Here is an 18721-nt window from a genome sequence, read left to right on the forward strand (position 1 = left end):
TGCGCGGCGTGTCGCCGCGACCGGTGACGACGAGTCTAGCAAGCCGAAATGACGGGAAAACACGCGGGCGCGGAGTACGCCATTTCATGGCGGCAGGCAATCGCGACGCGGCGGCGCGTTGCCCGGCGCCCGACGTTCGTTACTGCCCGTAGTTGACCGTAAGTTGCGCGGTGCCGATCGACAGCGTGCCGATCTCGTGCTCGAACATCGGCGCGGGGCGGCCCTGCGCGACACGCAGGTCGTCGCCCTTCAGCGCGTAGACGGTGATCACGTAGCGGTGCGGCTTGCCGGGCGGCGGGCACGGGCCGCCGTAGCCGTCGATCCCGAAGTCGTTGCGTGCCTCGCTCGCGCCGATGCGCCGCAGGAAGCCGGACGCGCTCGCGTCGGCAGGCAGGCTCGTGACCGTCGCGGGAATGCTCGCCACGGCCCAGTGCCACCAGCCGTGCCCCGGCGCGTCGGGATCGAAGATCGTGACCGCGTAGCCGCGCGTGCCGGGCGGCGGGTTGTGCCAGGTGAGTTGCGGCGAGTGGTTGCCGCCCTTGCAGTCGCCGCGGTCGAACACGTTCGCGGCGCGGACGCGCCCGCCCGGCGTCAGGTCGTCGCTCGTCACGGTGAACGGGCCTTCCGCATGTGCGGGCAGGGCTGTGAGGAGGGCGGCGTAAAGGAGGGGGGCGAGGAACGGCGACGGGCGACCCGATGGCGCAGGCGGAGTGATCCGGCGATCCACACGCATATGGCGCTTCTCCCGTCACGTGGGCCGGGCTGATACTCCCGGCGTTGTTGGCGTGGTGCGTTGCCCGCGCAGCTGATGGCAGCGATGGATCAAGTCTAGCATTAGGGTTCGATGAGCGATGCACACCGCGACCCGTGGTCGCGATCGATTCCTGCGCGAATCGGCGGACGAAAAAAAGCCGCCCGCGATGAAGCGGGCGGCTTGTTCAGCCAGGACGCCGGCCTGCGGGCCGGCGCGGCGTCATTCCTTCGGGGCCGTCGCGCCGCCGTGTGCAGCCGACCACTCGGCCGGTGCGTGCAGGAATTTCTCGACTTCGTCGAGCGTCTTCGTCTCGAAGTAGCCCGACGCCTTCGCGACGCGCAGCACGTCCCACCACGTGGCGAGCGCGTGCAGGTCGACGTCGATGTCCTTCAGGACCGACACGCTTTCCTTGAAGATGTCGTAGTGGAACAGCACGAAGCAATGGTTCACCGTCGCGCCTGCGGTGCGCAGCGCGTTGACGAAGTTGATCTTGCTGCGGCTGTCGGTCGTCAGGTCTTCCACCAGCAGCACGCGCGAGCCTTCTTCCAGATGGCCTTCGATCTGCGCGTTGCGGCCGAAACCCTTCGGCTTCTTGCGCACGTACTGCATCGGCACCATCATCCGGTCTGCGATCCATGCCGCGAACGGGATGCCGGCCGTCTCGCCGCCCGCCACCGCGTCGATCTGCTCGAAGCCGATGTCGCGCGTGATCGTCGTTTCAGCCATTTCCATCAGCGCGCGGCGCACGCGCGGATACGAAATCAGCTTGCGGCAGTCGATATAAACGGGGCTCGCCCAGCCGGACGTGAAGATGAACGGTTTTTCTGCGTTGAAGTGCACTGCCTGCACTTCGAGCAGGATTTTGGCGGTCGTATCCGAGATCGACTGACGATCGTAGCCTGTCATGGGCATTCCTTGGGTGATGAGCGAAGAGCGGGCGCGGGCCCGGTGGCGCAGCAAGGGGAACCTGCCCAGAGGGCCGGGGCGCGATCGGAGCACCAATCGCATCGCTGCGCGCGTAGCCCGCTATTTTACCCGATTCAGGCCGGTTTTCGGCGGAATTTGCGCGGGTTGGCCGCGCGGCTCACCACCGGCGAAACAAGCGGGGCCGGACCGCCCGCACGCTGATGCAGAGGATGCGGCGCTGCACCAACGCGCGTCATGCGCGGGGTGTACACTAGGCGACCCTTAGAAATCGTTCAGTACTTTGTACTTTCCTCTTGCCACCCGCCAAGGTTCGATGGCGTGCCGATCCGGCGCGTCGCGTGCCGTCTCGCAGTCGATCACCCCCTCGATTCAAGCAGACGCGGCCGAAGGTGCTGTGTACTGAACCGTCAATATTTCGCATGTCTCTCGCAGGTCAATCATGGACGAACAACTGAAGCAGGCCGCACTCGCTTATCACCTGAACCCGAAACCCGGCAAGATTTCGGTCACCCCGACCAAGCCGCTGTCGAACCAGCTCGATCTGTCGCTCGCGTATTCGCCGGGCGTCGCCGCTGCGTGCGAAGCGATCCACGCCGATCCGCTCGACGCGCAGAAGTACACGTCGCGCGGCAATCTCGTCGGCGTCATCACGAACGGCACCGCCGTGCTCGGCCTCGGCAACATCGGCCCGCTCGCTGCGAAGCCGGTGATGGAAGGCAAGGGCTGCCTCTTCAAGAAATTCGCGGGCATCGACGTGTTCGACATCGAACTGTCGGAGTCCGACCCCGACAAGCTCGTCGAGGCGATCGCGATGCTCGAGCCGACGCTCGGCGGCATCAACCTCGAAGACATCAAGGCGCCGGAATGCTTCTACATCGAGCAGAAGCTGCGCGAGCGCATGAAGATCCCGGTCTTCCACGATGACCAGCACGGCACCGCGATCATCGCGTCGGCCGCGATCCTGAACGGCCTGAAGGTCGTCGGCAAGCAGCTGTCCGAAGTGAAGCTCGTGTGCTCGGGCGCGGGCGCTGCGGCCATCGCGTGTCTGGACCTGCTGGTGAACCTCGGCCTGACGAAGTCGAACATCCTCGTTGCCGATTCGAAGGGCGTGATCTACGAAGGGCGCGGCAACCTCGATCCGTCGAAGCAGCGCTATGCGGCGACGACCGACGCACGCACGCTCGCCGACGCGATCGTCGGCGCGGACGTGTTCCTCGGCTGCTCGAGCGCGGGCGTGCTGAAGCAGGACATGGTCAAGACGATGGGCGACCGCCCGCTGATCCTGGCGCTCGCGAACCCGGAACCGGAAATCCGCCCGGAAGACGCGAAGGCCGTGCGCCCGGACGCGATCGTCGCGACCGGCCGTTCGGACTACCCGAACCAGGTCAACAACGTGCTGTGCTTCCCGTTCATCTTCCGCGGCGCGCTCGACGTCGGCGCGACGACGATCACGGAAGAAATGAAGCTCGCATGCGTGCGCGCGATCGCCGAGCTGGCGCAGGAAACCGACCAGAGCGAGGAAGTCGCGAAGGCGTATGAAGGCCACTCGCTCGAATTCGGGCCGGACTACCTGATTCCGAAGCCGTTCGACCCGCGCCTGATCATCAAGATCGCGCCGGCCGTCGCGCAAGCCGCGATGGATTCGGGCGTTGCAACCCGCCCGATCCAGGACATGGACGCGTACCGCGAGCAGCTCGGTGCGACCGTCTACCGCACCGGCATGGTGATGCGCCCGGTGTTCGCGACCGCGAAGCAGAAGCAGGCCCGCATCGTGTTCGCCGAGGGCGAGGACGAGCGCGTGCTGCGCGCCGCGCAGTTCGTGCTGCAGGAAAAGATCGCGAAGCCGATCATCATCGGCCGTCCGTCGGTCGTCGACATGCGCCTCGCGAAGATCGGCTCGAAGCTGAAGGCCGGCGTCGATTTCGAGATCGTCGATCCGGAAGACGACGCGCGCTACCACCGCTACTGGCAGGCGTATCAGGAGATTGGCGCGCGTGACGGCGTGACGCCGGAAGTCGCGAAGGCCGCGATGCGCAAGTTCAACACGCTGATCGGCGCGATGCTCGTGCATCTGGGCGACGCGGACGGGATGATCTGCGGGATGATCGACACGTTCCACAGCCACCTGAAGTTCATCGAGCAGGTGCTGGGCCGCGCGAAGGGCGCCGAGCACTTCGCGGCGATGAACCTGCTGATGCTGCCGGGCCGCAACCTGTTCGTGTGCGATACCTACGTGAACGAGCTGCCGAGCGCCGAACAGCTTGCCGACATGACGATCCAGGCCGCGGCCGAGATCGAGCGCTTCGGCATCGTGCCGAAGGCCGCGCTGCTGTCGAACTCGAACTTCGGCAGCGCGCCGTCCGCGTCGTCGCGCCGGATGGGCGAGGCCCGCAAGCTGATCGTCGAACGTGCGCCGAACCTGGAAGTCGACGGCGAAATGCACGGCGACGCGGCGCTGTCGGAAATGATCCGCAAGCAGGCCTTCCCCGGCACGACGCTGTCGGGTGAGGCGAACCTGCTGATCATGCCGAACGTCGAAGCCGCGAACATCGCGTACAACCTGCTGAAGATGGTCGGCGGCGAAGGCGTGACGGTCGGCCCGTTCCTGCTCGGCGCGGCGAAGCCGGTCCACATTCTGACGCCGGCCGCGACCGTGCGCCGGATCATCAACATGACGGCTGTTGCCGCCGCGAACGTGAACACGAAGTAAGTCCACGCCCGCGTGTGCCGCGCTTCACGCGCGGCGCAATGAAAAACGCCACGGAACCTGCGTTCCGTGGCGTTTTTTTATCGTGACGCGAGCCGTTGGCAGCACGCCGGCGAGCATCCGGACCGCGAATGCCCGCCGCTTGCCGTTACGCGACCTGCTGGTGCGACTGGCCGCCTGCCGGCGCCCGCCACTTCGCGAGCAGCGTGTTCCACTTCTGGCGTACCGCACGCAGGTTGTTCTCCTTCACGTGGCCGTAGCCGCGAATGCCGTCCGGCAGCGCCGCGAGCTCGAGGGCGAGCGGGCGGTTGGCCGCGTTCAGCTTGGCGAGCACCTCGCCGATCAGCGCTTCGTACTCGCCGATCAGCGCACGCTCGGTGCGCCGCTCCTCGGTCCGGCCGAACGGGTCGAGCCCCGAGCCGCGCAGGAACTTCGCCTTCGCGAGCAGCCGGAACGCCGACATCATCCACGGGCCGTACGCCTTCTTCACGAGATGGCCGTGTGCGTCCGTCTTCGCGAACAGCGGCGGCGCGAGGTGGAATTTCAGCTTCCAGTCGCCTTCGAACTGCGCGGACAGGCGTGCGAGGAACGCGCGATCGGACTGCAGCCGCGCGACCTCGTATTCGTCCTTGTACGCCATCAGCTTGAACAGGTTGCGCGCGACCGCTTCGGTCAGCTGCTCCTGCACCGTGTCGCCGTCTGCCAGTGTGCGCTCGGCTGCGCGCACCTTGTCGACGAATGCCGCATAGCGTGCTGCGTACGCGGCGTTCTGGTACGCGGTGAGGAATTCCACGCGCTTCGCGATCAGGGCGTCGACCGCCTTCTTCGTGTGCAGCGCGATCACCGTGGCGCCTTGCGCGGGGCGTGCATCGCCGGCCGCGGCCTGCTTCACGCTCGCCAGGTCGTACGCGGCGCGGCGGCCCCAGTCGAATGCCGCGCGGTTCTTCTCGACTGATACCGCATTCAGCTCGATCGCGCGGACGAGCGACGCGAGCGTGAGCGGCAGCCAGCCTTTCTGCCACGCGTAGCCGAGCACGAACGGGTTCGTGTAGATCGCGTCGCCGAGCAGCGCGACCGCGAAGTGGTTCGCATCGATGAAATCGACGTCAGCGCCTGCCGCCGCGCGGATGTCGTTCTCCGCGGATAGGCCCGGGAACGCCCAGTTCGGGTTCTTGATGAACTCGGCGGTCGGCGTCTGCGCGCTGTTGACGACCACGCGCGTCGTGTCGTGCCGCATCCGCGACGTGCATTCGTCGCCGGCCGTGACGATCGCATCGCAGCCGATCACGAGGTCGGCCTCGCCCATCGCGATTCGCGTCGCATGGATGTCGGTCGGCGCGTGCGAGATCTGCACGTGGCTCATCACGGCGCCGCCTTTCTGCGCGAGGCCGGTGACGTCGAGCACGGTCACGCCCTTGTTCTCCAGGTGCGCGGCCATGCCGAGCAGTGCGCCGATCGTGACGACGCCCGTGCCGCCCACGCCCGTGACGAGCACGCCGTATGCGCGGTCGATGTCCGGCAGCGTCGGTTCAGGGATCGGCGGCAGTGCGTTGCCGTCGACCGACACCGCCTTCGGCTTCTTCAGCTGGCCACCCTCGACCGTGACGAAGCTCGGGCAGAAGCCCTTCACGCACGAAAAATCCTTGTTGCAGCTCGACTGGTTGATCTGGCGCTTCGTGCCGAATTCGGTTTCCAGCGGCTCGACCGACAGGCAGTTCGACTGCACCGAGCAATCGCCGCAGCCTTCGCACACCGCGTCGTTGATCACGACGCGCTTCGCCGGGTCCGGATACGTGCCGCGCTTGCGGCGGCGGCGCTTCTCGGTCGCGCAGGTCTGGTCGTAGATCAGGATCGTCGTGCCTTCGATCTCGCGCAGCTCGCGCTGCACGTCGTCGAGCTGGTCGCGGTGATGAATCGTCACGCCCGGCGCGAGCAGCGCCTTCTGGCCGTCGTACTTCTCCGGCTCGTCGGTGACGATCACGATCTTCTTCGCGCCTTCGGACGCGAGCTGGTGCGTGATCTGCGGCACCGTCAGCACGCCGTCGACCGGCTGGCCGCCCGTCATCGCCACCGCGTCGTTATAGAGGATCTTGTAGGTGATGTTCGCCTTCGACGAGATCGCCGCGCGCACCGCCAGCAGGCCCGAGTGGAAATAGGTGCCGTCGCCGAGGTTCGCGAACACGTGCTTCTCGTCCGTGAACGGCGCCTGGCCGATCCACGGCACGCCTTCGCCGCCCATCTGGCTGAAGGTGCTCGTGCTGCGGTCCATCCACACGGTCATGTAGTGGCAGCCGATGCCGGCGATCGCGCGCGAGCCTTCCGGCACGTTGGTCGACGTGTTGTGCGGGCAGCCCGAGCAGAACCACGGCTTGCGCTCGGTCTGCACGTGCGGCTTCGCGAGCGCCATTTCCTTTGCGTTGATCACGGCGAGGCGCGCGGCGATGCGTGCGCGCACGTCGGAAGGCAACTCGAACTTCTCGAGGCGCGTCGCGATGGCCTTCGCGATGATCGCGGGCGACAGCTCGTAGTGCGCGGGCAGCAGCCAGTTGCCCATCGGCACCGACCATTCGCCGCCGGCGCCGTCTTTTTCGTCGAACTTGCCGAACACGCGCGGCCGCTGGCCGTCGGGCCAGTTGTACAGCTCTTCCTTGATCGCGTATTCGAGGATCTGGCGCTTTTCCTCGACGACGAGGATTTCGTCGAGGCCGCGCGCAAACGCCTGCGCGCCCTGCGCTTCGAGCGGCCACACGCAGCCGACCTTGTAGAGCCGGATGCCGATCCGCGCGCAGGTTTCGTCGTCGAGGCCGAGGTCCGTCAGCGCCTGGCGCACGTCGAGGTAAGCCTTGCCGCCCGTCATGATCCCGAAGCGCGCGCTCGGTGAATCGATCTCGATGCGGTCGAGCTTGTTCGCACGCACATAGGCGAGCGCCGCGTACCACTTGTAGTCGAGCAGCCGCGCTTCCTGCACGAGCGGCGGGTCGGGCCAGCGGATGTTCAGGCCGCCTTCCGGCAGGATGAAGTCGGTCGGCAGCACGATCTCGGTGCGATGCGGGTCGATGTCGACCGACGCCGACGATTCGACCACGTCCGTCACGCACTTGAGCGCGACCCACAGGCCCGAGTAGCGGCTCATTGCCCAGCCGTGCAGGCCGAAATCGAGATATTCCTGCACGTTGGACGGGAACAGCACGGGCAGCCCGCAAGCCTTGAAGATGTGTTCGGACTGGTGCGCGAGCGTCGACGATTTCGCCGCGTGGTCGTCACCGGCGAGCACCAGCACGCCGCCGTGCTGCGACGAGCCGGCCGAGTTCGCATGCTTGAATACGTCGCCGGTGCGGTCGACGCCCGGGCCTTTGCCGTACCACATGCCGAACACGCCGTCGTGCTTCGCGCCGGGGTACAGGTTCACTTGCTGCGAGCCCCACACGGCGGTGGCGGCGAGATCTTCGTTGAGGCCGGGCTGGAAGACGATCTGGTGGGCCGCCAGGTGCTGCTTGGCTTTCCAGAGCGAGAGGTCGAGGCCGCCGAGCGGCGAACCGCGATAGCCGGAGATGAAGCCGGCGGTATTGAGACCGGCGGCACGATCGCGTTCCTGCTGGAGCATCGGCAGGCGCACGAGGGCCTGGATGCCGCTCATGTACGCGCGACCGCGTTCCAGTGTGTATTTGTCATCAAGCGTGACGGACTTCAGCGCGGCTTCTAGGGACGCGCGTTGGCCTGCGTCTAGCGGGGCATTCATTAACAGTCTCCTCCATCCAGTTTGGGATCACCAAAACTCGACTGCTTCGGGCATCTTGTGGACGCGTCGGCAGTGGCCGGCATATTGGCCGGTTTTAAGTGATGGTAGCACTGGGGCAAACCCGCCGCCCATCGGTTGGAATGCAGGGCGATTGCGGCGATGCATCAGAAAAACAGGGCGGAACCATGCGTTACATCATGTAAAAGCATGTAAAGCCGGGGTCATCTGCGGGCAAATGCCGTTAATCTTGTCGGCCTGCCGGAGGTGCCCGGCCGCGTGGGTTCGTTCCGACGCAATCGGGGAGGCGCCGGCAGTTTTACAGGAGGTGCAATGAACACACGTCATATCCAGAGTTTCCTGATCGTGTCCGCCGCGTTTTTCTCGATGACGGGCCCGGTGCACGCGCGAGGCGCGAGCGCACTGGCGGCAGCCGGCGCGCAGATGCAGCAGATCGCGCCGGCCCAGGACGCCGTCGCGCAGCCGTCGGCCGAGCGCGCCGTCGCATCGAAGGCGAACGCGCGTTGATCCGGTCGCGCGGCCTGCGGGCCGCGCCGGAATGCAAAAAGGGCGGGAATCCGAGGATTCCCGCCCTTTTTCTTTGTGCCGCCGGATCGTGCGGGCTGCCGGGTTGCCCCGGGCAGCCGCCCGCCGGATGCGTCAGGCCTTGTCCTGCACGACGCCGCGTCGGATCTGGTCGAGCTCGATCGATTCGAACAGCGCCTTGAAGTTGCCTTCGCCGAAGCCCTGGTTACCCTTGCGCTGGATGATCTCGAAGAAGATCGGCCCGATCTGGTTTTCGGTGAAGATCTGCAGCAGCAGGTCGTCGCGCGCACCGTCGATCAGGATCTTGCGCTTCTTCAGTTCTTCCAGCGATTCGCCGTGGTTCGGCACGCGGCGGTCGACCAGTTCGTAATACGTGTCGATCGTGTCGAGCAGCTTCACTTCCTTGCTGCGCAGGCCGTCGACCGCCTGGTAGATGTCGGTGGCGCCGAGCGCGATGTGCTGGATGCCTTCGCCGTGGTACGCATCGAGGTATTCCTGGATCTGGCCGGCCGTGTCCGAACCTTCCTCGTTGATCGGGATGCGGATCTTGCCGCACGGCGACGTCATCGCCTTCGATTTCACGCCCGTCACCTTGCCTTCGATGTCGAAGTAGCGCACTTCGCGGAAGTTGAACAGGCGCTCGTAGAACTCGGCCCATTCCTGCATGCGGCCGCGATGTACGTTGTGCGTCAGGTGGTCGATATAGGTGAGGCCGTGGCCGACCGGGTTCGGGTTCGCGCCGGCGATCGGCTCGAAGTCGACGTCATAGATGCTGATGTCGCCGATTGCACCCGGTTGCGCACCGTTCTTGCCGCGCCAGCGATCGACGAAATAGATCAGCGAATCGCCGATGCCCTTGATCGCCGGGATGTTCAGCTCCATCGGGCCCGTCTTGTTGTCGAAGCCCCAGGCGCCGAGGTCGAGCGCGCGCTTGTACGCCTTCGCGGCGTCCTGCACGCGGAACGCGATCGCGCAGATCGACGGGCCGTGCAGGCGTGCGAAGCGTTGTGCGAACGAATCGGGTTCGGCGTTGATGATGAAGTTGATGTCGCCCTGGCGGTACACCGTCACGTCCTTGTGGCGGTGGCGCGCGATCGCGGTGAAACCCATCCGTTCGAACAGTTGTCCGAGCGCTTTCGGGTCCGGTGCCGTGTATTCGATGAATTCGAAGCCGTCGGTGCCGACGGGGTTGTCCCAGTTCGGGATCTGCATGGCGTGTCTCCTGTGGGGGCGATCGGCCGGGGCGACGTGCGCATGCCCGGCCTGGTTCGATGTCGAACGTGGCACACGCGGCGGCGTGCGCGACGAATCGGTACGTGCGACAGAGTGTAGCGGGCAGTCGCGAGCGTAAACTTGCGAACTTGATTACCCGAACCTACGATGACGCAATTTCCAGTCTCAAAATATTCAATGGAGGGCAGAAGATGGCGCAAGCCGAGTTGGATGCCATCGACCGGCGGATTCTCGCGATTCTTCAGGAGAACGGGCGCCTGTCGAACCAGGAGATCGCCGAGCGCGTGAACCTGTCGCCGAGCCCATGCCTGCGGCGGATCCGGCGGCTCGAGGAGATCGGTGTGATCACCGGCTATGTCGCGCTGCTGAATCCGCAGAAGCTCGGGCTCGACCTGCTGGCGTACGTGAGCGTGCGGCTCGAGAAGCGCGGCGGTCTCGCGCCGGCGCGGGCCGACGAAACGTCGGCGCGTGCGGGCGCGACCCATGCGGAGCTGTTTCGCGCGGCCGTGCAGGCCTGGCCGGAAGTGGTCGCGTGCCATGCGATGACGGGGGATATGGATTACCTGCTGCGCGTGCAGGTCGAGGACATGGCGCATTTCTCCCGCTTCGTGCAGGAGCATCTGCTGCATCACCCGTCGGTGATCGACGTGAAGACGAGCTTTTCGCTCGAATGCTTCAAGGAGACGACGGCGTTGCCGATTCGTTCGGTGCGCTAGTGCGCGGCGGGGAAGGGAGGGGCCGGGCGCGCCGCAGGCGCGGCCCGGCTGGCCGACAGGGTTGACGTCAGGCCGTCAGCGCGGAGGGCATCAGCGATTCGATGAACTTCGTGGTGCGGCGCGCCTGGCGCTTCATCGCGTAGTCGAACACCGCGGCCTGTTCCTGCAGCATCTCGGCGATGATCGTCGAGTGGTCGGCCGGCGGCAGCGACAGGTATGCATCGGCTTCGCCGTACGCGTATTCGATACGCATCCCGGACTTCTTCGCGATGTGCATCATCGTCGCGTTACGCGACAGGCAATGCATGTACAGCATCGTCACGTGCGTGTTGCGGCTGCGGATCGCCGCGCGCTCGAACAGCTTCGAGCCGACGCCGCGGCCGCGTGCGCTTTCGAGCACCGACACGCCGAATTCGGCAGTGCGCTTGTCGCCCTCGGCCGGCAGGTAGGCCAGGTGGCCGACGCCGATCAGCTCGAGGTCGTGGTCGAACACGCCGAACACGGTGTCGCGACCGAAGTCGATCGTGCGGACATAGTTCTCGATCACGTGATCGGGCACCATCTGGCCGAAGCGCAGCAGGCGGTCCTCTTCGTCGAGCGAGAGAAAGTGAGTGAGCATCTGCTCACGATCTTTGGAAGCCAGTTCCCTGACGAGAACCGGCGCACTACCGGCGTTGCCGACGACATCGGCAGTGCCGTTGAATTGCGTGTTCATCGTGGGTTCCTCAGTGTGACCGTACAGCGGGTTGTGCAATGCAACAGCATTTTACCCGACCGTCGGCCCACGGATTGGGGAAAACCCGTATTTGACGATGTTTAAGCTGGAGGATGAATTCTAAATCCGCTTAGTTAATTCTATATCTATTTGATTTTAAACGAATTTAAAATTCATCATATGAAATGCGTGGCGGGCGGTCGCAGTGTGCCCGTCGCGCAACGCTTGCTGCTGCGCGTCAATCAGGCGGCTGTCGACAGCCCGCGCTCGATCAGGTCGATCACCTGCTCGGCGAAGTCGCGGTAGCCGAGGCGGCCGCCGGGCTTCAGCCATGTGAACGTCCAGTTGATCATCCCGAACACCATCATCGTCACGGACGTCTGGTTTTCCTTCGAGATGCGGTCCGGGTACGCGCGTGCAAGCTGCCGCGTGAACGCCGCAACGATGTCGCGCTGGCGGTCGAGCACGATTTCGCGCTGCGCGTCCTCGAGATACTTCACGTCGTTGAGCAGCGCGACGTGACGGCTGTGCGACGTCTCGTATTCCGAGAGGAACGCGCGCACGAGCTCAGCGAACGCGTCGCGCTCGCTGAGGCCGCGCCGCTGGCTCGCCCCTTCGACCTCGGCGATGATCAGCATCAGCCGTTTCGTGTAGCGGTCGAGCAGGTCGAACAGGATCGCTTCCTTGCTCTCGTAATAGTGATAGAGGCGTGCCTTCGACGTGCCGCTCGCGGTCGCGAGATCGGACATCGAGGTGCTCGGATAGCTCGTCTGCGCGAATTTCTCGGCGGCCAGATCGAGGATCTGCTCGCGCTGGGATTCGTGGTCGGGCGCTCGGGTACGGGCCATGGTCGAATACGGAAAATTAGCAGTGTGCGGTGGCCGTGCGGGCCGCACGCACCTGCGAGGTAGAGAGGGCGCCGGGCGCGTCGCCCTGCAGTTCGAGCCGGCCGGCTGCCGCGAGCTCGCGGCAGCGCCACCAGGCGATCGAGTCGCTGACGAACAGCCCGCCGCGGTCGGCGTCGGCCATGATGCTGCCGACGAGGCGCCGCGCGGGCAGCCAGTCGGTTTCCGTGCGGGCGACGATCAGCGCGTCGAGATCCTCATAGTGGCCGCTCTTGATCGTGTTGCTGACCCAGTAGCGCAGCTCGGCGTTCAGGTGCTTCGCCTCCTGCCATTCGAGCGCGAGGCGGCCGATGCGCAGCACCGAGATCGGCGCGGCCACCGGGCGCTTCCGCGCCAGTTCGGCGGGCGAGAACATGCCGGTCGCGCACGCCTGGTCGGTGCGCGACAGCGACGCGCGCTGCGCCGAGTCGAGGTCGGCGGCCGACAGCCGCACTTCGTTCAGGCGCTGCGGGACGTTGCGAAGGTGGTAGGCGACGCGGCGCAGCAGCAGCTTGTCGCCGACGCTCGGCGCATGCCACACGACCACCTGGCCCGTATCCGTCGCGAGCTGGTCGAGGCGCGCGAATTCGCCTTCGATCTCTGCGTTCCAGTCGGGAATCCGGTCGCCGAGCACGCGCTGCCAGAAGGTGGCGCGCGTGTCGGGCGTCTCGTCGGCGCCCTTGAGCGGCCCGACACCGAGATCGTCGAGCAATCCGACGACGTGCTCGTCGCGTCCGGCTTGCGCGAGTGCTTCGCGCAGCGACGCGGCGGCGGTGCCGCCCTGAATCACATGAATGGTACTCATCGGCCTGTCGTCAACAAAAGAAAGCCGCCGGCCGGGCGGACGTTGCGATGTCCAGCCGGCCGGCGGCCCCTAGTGTAAGCGAGATGTGTGACGGCGAGAAACCGTCCGGCGCCGCGACGCGACGTCGCTCAACGCTCGTCGAAGCTCACGACGACCTTGTCGCTGATCGGGTGGCACTGGCACGTGAGCACGAAGCCGTCCTTCACTTCATGCGCTTCGAGCGTGTAGTTCTTCTCCATCCGCACTTCGCCCTCGAGCACCTTCGCGCGGCACGTGCAGCACACGCCGCCCTTGCACGCGTACGGCAGCGCGAGGCCCGCGCGCAGGCCGACATCGAGCAGGCTCACGCCTTCGTACGGCAGCCGCAGCTTGCGCTTCTTGCCGTCGAGCACGATTTCCAGGTCGGCAGCCGGTGTCTGGTCGGTGATTTCGACGACCGGCGCGCCGGCCTGCGGCAGTGGCGTGCCGAAGCGCTCGACATGCACCTTCGCCTGCGGCACGCCGGCTGCTTTCAGTGCGGCCTCGGCCGCATCCATCATCGGCGCGGGGCCGCAGATGAACGCTTCGTCGATCGCGTCGGCCGGCGTCAGCGTGCCGAGGAATTCCGTACATTTCGCCTGGTCGAGCACGCCGTTGAACAGCTCGACGTCCTGCAGGTCGTCCGACAGCACGTGATAGAGGACGAAGCGGTTCATGTAGCGGTTCTTCAGGTCCTCGAGTTCCTCCGCGAACATGATCGCGTCGACGCTGCGGTTGCCGTAGATCAGCGTGAACGTGCTGCGCGGCTCGAGTTCGAGCGTCGTCTTCACGATTGCGAGCACCGGCGTGATCCCCGAGCCGCCGGAAAACGCGACGTACTGCTTGCCGTGATCGGCGTTCAGGTGCGTGAAGAAACGGCCGTCCGGCGTCATCACGTCGATCGTGTGGCCCGGCTTCAGCGTATCGAACGCGAAGTTCGAGAAGCGGCCGCCGCGCACGCGCTTGATGCCGATGCGCAGTTCGCCGTCACGGTCGTAGTCCGTCGTGCCGACGCAGATCGAATACGAGCGGCGCGTTTCCTCGCCGTCGATGTGGGTCTTCAGCGTGACGAACTGGCCCTGCGTGAAGCGGTACGCGTCGCGCAGCTCGGGCGGCACGTCGAAGGAGACGGTCACGGCGTCGGCGGTCTCGGGCCGCACGTCGCGGATACGCAGCGGATGAAATTGCGGGGTCGCCATATCGGTCAATAAGGTTTGAAGTAGTCGAAGGGTTCGCGGCAGTCGACGCAGCGATACAGCGCCTTGCAGGCCGTGGACGCGAATTGCGCGAGACGCTCGGTACGGGCGGAGCCGCAGCGCGGGCACGCGGGCGCCGCGACGGGCCGCGGCACGAAGCGCACGACGTTTTCCCGCGGCGCGGTGCTGCCGCACTGGCCGACCGGCGGCGCGATGCCGTACGCCCGCAGCTTGTCGCGGGCTTCCTGCGTAATCCAGTCGGTCGTCCACGCCGGCGCGAGCACCGTCTCGATCCGGTGCGGCGGGAGGTCGGCGGCCTGCAGTGCGGCGGCGATGTCCTCCGCGATCTGCGACATGGCCGGGCAGCCCGAGTAGGTCGGCGTGATCACGACTTCGAGCTGGCCGTCGTCCGCGCGGCGGACGTCGCGCAGGATGCCGAGCTCGCGGATCGACACGACCGGGATCTCGGGGTCGGGCACGGCTTCGAGCACGTCCCACGCACGGGCGAGCAACGGATCGTCGTGGTGCGCGGGAGGCACGGCGTTGGCAGGGGCGGTCTGGACGGACATCGTCGGGCTCCGTGGCGTCGGGGTTACCAGGTCGCGCCAGGGTGCTGGCGTGCGAGGCTTTGCAGTTCCGCGAGCAGGTAGCCCATGTGCTCCGAGTGCTCGCCCTGCTTGCCGGTCGTCACATGCTGCACGGGGGCCGGCAGCGTGAGCGTTGCCTCGGCGAGCGCGTCGTCCACGTCCGCGCGCCATGCCGCTTCGAGCGTAGCCGGCGCGGGGGCGATGCCTTCGGCGGCGACCGCAGCGTCGATCGCATCGGCGGCGAAGAATTCGCGCGTGTACGGCGTCAGGTAGTCGAGCGCGTCCTGCGCGCGACGGTGCGATTCGTCGGTGCCGTCGCCGAGGCGGACGAGCCACTCGCGTGCGTGCTGCACGTGATAGCGGGTTTCCTTCACCGATTTCGCGGCGATCGCGGCGAGCTGCGTGTCGGTCGACGCTTCCAGCGCACTCCACAGGTGCAGCATCAGCGCCGAGTACAGGAAATTGCGCACGATCGTCACCGCGTAGTCCTTGTCGGCGTGCGCGGTACCGGCCACCGGGCCGTAGTGCGGCAGCTCGGCGAGCGTGAAGTTGGCGAACTCGCGCTCGGTGCGGAAGTATGCGTAGTCGTCCTCGGTCTTCGTCGCGCCGGTGAGCTGGCGCTCGAGTTCGGCCGCGTGCGTGTACAGCATGCGCGCCTGGCCGATGAGGTCGAGGCTCATGTTGGTGAGCGCGATGTCTTCCTCGAGGATCGGGCCGTGGCCGCACCATTCGGCGTTGCGCTGACCGAGGATCAGCGTGTTGTCCGCGAGGCGCAGCACGTAGGAGAGGTGTTCGGGCGTGATCGTCATGGCGCGGGCGTTACATGTGGTTGACTTCGTCGGGCAGCGTGTAGAACGTCGGGTGACGGTAGATCTTGTCGCCCGCCGGCTCGAACAGTTCGGCCTTCTCGCCCGGATCCGACGCGGTGATCGCCGACGACGGCACCACCCAGATGCTCACGCCTTCCTGGCGGCGCGTGTAGACGTCGCGAGCCATGCGCAGCGCCATCGACGCATCGGCGGCGTGGAGGCTGCCGCAATGCTTGTGGTCGAGCCCCTGCTTGCTGCGCACGAACACTTCCCAGATCGGCCATTCCTTGTTCATCACTTTCTCCTGAATCCTGAATTCGATGGTGTGCCGCTCAGGCGGCGTGCTGTTCGGCGCGCGCGCGGCGCTTCGCTTCGTGGGCGAGTGCGGCTTCGCGTACCCATGCACCGTCCTCGTGCGCTTTCACGCGGGTCGCGAGGCGTTCCTTGTTGCACGGGCCGTCGCCGTTGACCACGCGCCAGAATTCGTCCCAGTCGATCGTGCCGTAGTCGTGATGGCCGCGCGCCTCGTTCCACTTCAGATCGGGGTCGGGCAGCGTCACGCCAAGCACCTTCGCCTGGTCGACCGTCGCGTCGACGAACTTCTGCCGCAGGTCGTCGTTCGTGATCCGCTTGATGCCCCATTTCGCTGACTGGTTGCTGTGGACCGAATCGGCGTCGCTCGGGCCGAACATCATCAACACTGGCCACCACCAGCGGTTCACGGCCTGCTGGACCATCGCGCGTTGCGCATCGCTGCCCTTCATCATCGAGAGCAGCGCGTCGAAACCCTGGCGCTGGTGGAACGATTCTTCCTTGCACACGCGGATCATTGCGCGCGCGTACGGACCGTACGTGCAGCGGCACAGCGGGATCTGGTTCATGATCGCGGCGCCGTCGACGAGCCAGCCGATCACGCCGACATCCGCCCAGGTCGGCGTCGGGTAGTTGAAGATGCTCGAGTATTTCGCCTTGCCGGCGTGCAGCGCGTCGATCAGCGAATCGCGCGACACGCCGAGCGTTTCGGCCGCGCTATAAAGATAGAGGCCGTGGCCGGCTTCGTCCTGGACCTTCGCGAGCAGGATCGCCTTGCGCTTCAGGCTCGGCGCGCGCGAGATCCAGTTGCCTTCGGGCAGCATGCCGACCACTTCCGAGTGCGCGTGCTGCGAGATCTGGCGAACCAGCGTCTTGCGATAGGCATCGGGCATCCAGTCCTGCGGTTCGATCTTGCCGTCGGCGGCCATGACCGCGTCGAACCGCGCCTGCTCGGGCGACTCGGCTGCGGCGTCGAGCGGCGCGACGTTGCCGGGGATGTCGAGGGATTGCGTGTACATGGCGGAGGTTCTCGTCCGGTTGAATGTGTGCGAAGTATAAACCAACCGACCGGTCGGTTAATAAATTTCTTGTGGATTTGCAGCGAGACTCGGGTAAACGAGGGATGTCGGGGTGCGATCGGATGGCGTGAGGGTGGTCCGGCACGTAGGGTTCGCGTCTTCTGCGGCACAATGCCCGCTTTCCGACGAGGATTTTGCCGATGTCATTCCGAAGCAGTATCGCCGCGGCCGTGCTGGGTGCGGCCGTCTTTGTCTCGCCGCTCGTGGCGTCGGCTTCGGCCGCGCCGGCCGGATGGGTGGCCGCGTGGGCGACCGCGTTGCAGCCGATTCCCGACCTTGCCGCACCGCCGCCGCTCTATCGCGCGCCCGACGTGGCCGGGCGGGCCGTACGCCAGATCGTCTATCCGACGGTGTCGGGGCGCGCCGCGCGGATCCGCATCAGCAATGCATACGGTCGTGTGCCGCTGGTTGTCGAGGCGGCGAGCCTTGCGCGCGCCGGCGAGGGCGCGGCGCTCGTTGGCGGCGCGGCGGTACCGGTCCGGTTCGGCGGCAGGGCATCGGTGACACTTGCGCCGGGCCAGGAGCTCGAAAGCGATCCGGTGGCGATCGACGTGGCGGCCGGGTTGCCATATGCGATCAGCCTCCAGATGGGGGCGAACCAGCGGATGACGGTCTGGCACCGCGTATCGAACCAGTTCAATTACGTGTCTGCGCCGGGTGATCACGTGAGCGATCCGGGTGCCGCCGCGTTCCGTACCCGTTTTACCCAATATGCATGGGTGACCGAGCTTGCGGTCGAGGCTGGTTCCGCGCGCGCCAGCGTAGCAGCGATCGGCGATTCGATCACCGACGGGCTGCGCTCGAGCGTGAACCGGAACCGCCGCTGGCCGGACGCGCTGGCGCGCCGGCTGACCGCCTCCGGCGCGGAATCGATCGGCGTCGCGAATCTGGGTATCAGCGGGAACCGGCTGCTCAGCGATTCGGCGTGCTACGGCACGTCGCTGGCGTCGCGGTTCGAACGCGATGCGCTGTCGCGCGCAGGGGTGAAGGCGGCGATCGTGCTGATCGGGATCAACGACATCAACTTTGCGGCGATGCCGCCGCGTGCGGGGCTCGATTGCGACCACCCGCATACGCAGGTCACGGCCGCGTCGCTGATCGACGGCTATCGTCGGCTGGTCGAAGCGGCGCACCGTCAGGGCGTGAAGGTTTTCGGTGCGACGCTCACGCCGGCCGGGTTGCCGGCGGGTCGCGAGGCGATCCGGCTCGAGGTGAACCGGTGGATCCGGAGCGGTAAGGGGTTCGACGGCGTGGTCGACTTCGATGCGGTGCTGCGCGATCCGGCGCGCCCGAGCGCGCTGCAGCGTCGATACGATAGCGGCGACGGTATTCATCCAAGCGACGCCGGCTACACGGCGATGGCCGACGCGGTGCCGGTCGAGCAACTGCAGGCGGCAGTGGGTGGCAAGTGACGCGCCTCTATATATAGAGGAAGTGTTGCTGGCGACCTGACGGGGCGGCGGCGTTACGCGGCCAGCCGAGCCCCAAGCCCCCGTGCGCGTCAGCGCACGGGGGCTTTTTCAAAATATTTTCACAAAGGGGCTTGCGCGGACGGGGGCGGGTGCTTAGAATCACGCCTCTTTCGCGCTAACGGAAACGCAGCGCGGAAGAGGGAAGCAGGGTCGGTGGTGTGCTGCAGTCTGGGGCGCGCAGCTGGCCTGGAAGATGAGCCCCGCAGTCGCAACGATGTAGTGTAG

General features: G+C 66.2%; 16 protein-coding genes. 4 read left to right on the top strand and 12 right to left on the bottom strand.

Annotated elements, in window-relative coordinates:
- Positions 1–139 precede the first annotated feature (139 nt).
- Both B7G54_RS35915 and B7G54_RS35920 read right to left on the bottom strand, forming a co-directional pair.
- On the bottom strand, positions 140–733 hold the full coding sequence (locus B7G54_RS35915; RefSeq protein ID WP_085043423.1) for a YbhB/YbcL family Raf kinase inhibitor-like protein: 594 nt from the start codon (positions 731–733) through the stop codon (positions 140–142).
- Positions 734–973: 240 nt separating this feature from the next.
- A complete protein-coding gene (locus tag B7G54_RS35920) occupies positions 974–1660 on the bottom strand; it encodes an orotate phosphoribosyltransferase (protein WP_011546659.1) in 687 nt (228 codons plus the stop codon).
- A 460-nt stretch (positions 1661–2120) separates the two neighbouring features.
- On the opposite strand from B7G54_RS35920, the gene B7G54_RS35925 reads away from it, so the two are divergent.
- Positions 2121–4391, top strand: a complete 2271-nt coding sequence (locus B7G54_RS35925) for an NADP-dependent malic enzyme (protein WP_085043424.1) — start codon at positions 2121–2123, stop codon at positions 4389–4391.
- Positions 4392–4536: 145 nt separating this feature from the next.
- Here B7G54_RS35925 and B7G54_RS35930 read toward each other — a convergent pair whose 3' ends face one another.
- Positions 4537–8127 (bottom strand): indolepyruvate ferredoxin oxidoreductase family protein, encoded by a 3591-nt coding sequence (locus B7G54_RS35930; protein ID WP_085043425.1) that lies wholly within the window; start codon positions 8125–8127, stop codon positions 4537–4539.
- A gap of 330 nt (positions 8128–8457) precedes the next feature.
- Here B7G54_RS35930 and B7G54_RS35935 point away from each other — a divergent pair, with 330 nt between their 5' ends.
- The gene (locus tag B7G54_RS35935) at positions 8458–8652 is read left to right on the top strand and encodes a hypothetical protein (protein WP_027788593.1); all 195 of its coding nucleotides are present in this window, start codon (positions 8458–8460) and stop codon (positions 8650–8652) included.
- A gap of 132 nt (positions 8653–8784) precedes the next feature.
- On the opposite strand, the gene hppD is transcribed toward B7G54_RS35935, so the two are convergent.
- On the bottom strand, positions 8785–9882 hold the full coding sequence (gene hppD / locus B7G54_RS35940) for a 4-hydroxyphenylpyruvate dioxygenase (RefSeq protein ID WP_085043426.1): 1098 nt from the start codon (positions 9880–9882) through the stop codon (positions 8785–8787).
- Between the two features lie 212 nt (positions 9883–10094).
- On the opposite strand from hppD, the gene B7G54_RS35945 reads away from it, so the two are divergent.
- Positions 10095–10619 carry an Lrp/AsnC family transcriptional regulator gene (locus tag B7G54_RS35945; protein WP_085043427.1) on the top strand — a complete coding sequence of 175 codons (525 nt, stop codon included), beginning with the start codon at positions 10095–10097 and terminating at the stop codon, positions 10617–10619.
- A gap of 67 nt (positions 10620–10686) precedes the next feature.
- Here B7G54_RS35945 and B7G54_RS35950 read toward each other — a convergent pair whose 3' ends face one another.
- The 8 genes from B7G54_RS35950 to paaA form a co-directional block, all read right to left on the bottom strand.
- The gene (locus B7G54_RS35950) at positions 10687–11334 is read right to left on the bottom strand and encodes a GNAT family N-acetyltransferase (RefSeq protein ID WP_085043428.1); all 648 of its coding nucleotides are present in this window, start codon (positions 11332–11334) and stop codon (positions 10687–10689) included.
- A 242-nt stretch (positions 11335–11576) separates the two neighbouring features.
- Entirely contained in the window at positions 11577–12182 is a 606-nt protein-coding gene (locus B7G54_RS35955; RefSeq protein ID WP_027783292.1) for a TetR/AcrR family transcriptional regulator, read from the bottom strand.
- A gap of 16 nt (positions 12183–12198) precedes the next feature.
- A complete protein-coding gene (locus B7G54_RS35960; RefSeq protein ID WP_085043429.1) occupies positions 12199–13023 on the bottom strand; it encodes a DUF1835 domain-containing protein in 825 nt (274 codons plus the stop codon).
- Positions 13024–13151: 128 nt separating this feature from the next.
- Positions 13152–14240, bottom strand: coding sequence for a 1,2-phenylacetyl-CoA epoxidase subunit PaaE (gene paaE, locus B7G54_RS35965; RefSeq protein WP_085043430.1), 1089 nt, complete (start codon positions 14238–14240; stop codon positions 13152–13154).
- 5 nt (positions 14241–14245) lie between these two features.
- On the bottom strand, positions 14246–14806 hold the full coding sequence (gene paaD, locus B7G54_RS35970; RefSeq protein WP_085043431.1) for a 1,2-phenylacetyl-CoA epoxidase subunit PaaD: 561 nt from the start codon (positions 14804–14806) through the stop codon (positions 14246–14248).
- Positions 14807–14829: 23 nt separating this feature from the next.
- Positions 14830–15633 carry a 1,2-phenylacetyl-CoA epoxidase subunit PaaC gene (gene paaC, locus B7G54_RS35975; protein ID WP_085043432.1) on the bottom strand — a complete coding sequence of 268 codons (804 nt, stop codon included), beginning with the start codon at positions 15631–15633 and terminating at the stop codon, positions 14830–14832.
- Between the two features lie 10 nt (positions 15634–15643).
- Positions 15644–15928: a 1,2-phenylacetyl-CoA epoxidase subunit PaaB gene (gene paaB, locus B7G54_RS35980; RefSeq protein ID WP_031396947.1), complete on the bottom strand. Its 285-nt coding sequence runs from the start codon at positions 15926–15928 to the stop codon at positions 15644–15646.
- 37 nt (positions 15929–15965) lie between these two features.
- On the bottom strand, positions 15966–16964 hold the full coding sequence (gene paaA / locus B7G54_RS35985; RefSeq protein ID WP_027788584.1) for a 1,2-phenylacetyl-CoA epoxidase subunit PaaA: 999 nt from the start codon (positions 16962–16964) through the stop codon (positions 15966–15968).
- Between the two features lie 200 nt (positions 16965–17164).
- Here paaA and B7G54_RS35990 point away from each other — a divergent pair, with 200 nt between their 5' ends.
- Positions 17165–18436, top strand: a complete 1272-nt coding sequence (locus B7G54_RS35990) for an SGNH/GDSL hydrolase family protein (RefSeq protein WP_085043433.1) — start codon at positions 17165–17167, stop codon at positions 18434–18436.
- Positions 18437–18721: the final 285 nt, after the last annotated feature.

Origin of the sequence: Burkholderia puraquae (assembly GCF_002099195.1) — a bacterium.
Classification (GTDB): Bacteria; Pseudomonadota; Gammaproteobacteria; order Burkholderiales; family Burkholderiaceae; genus Burkholderia; species Burkholderia puraquae.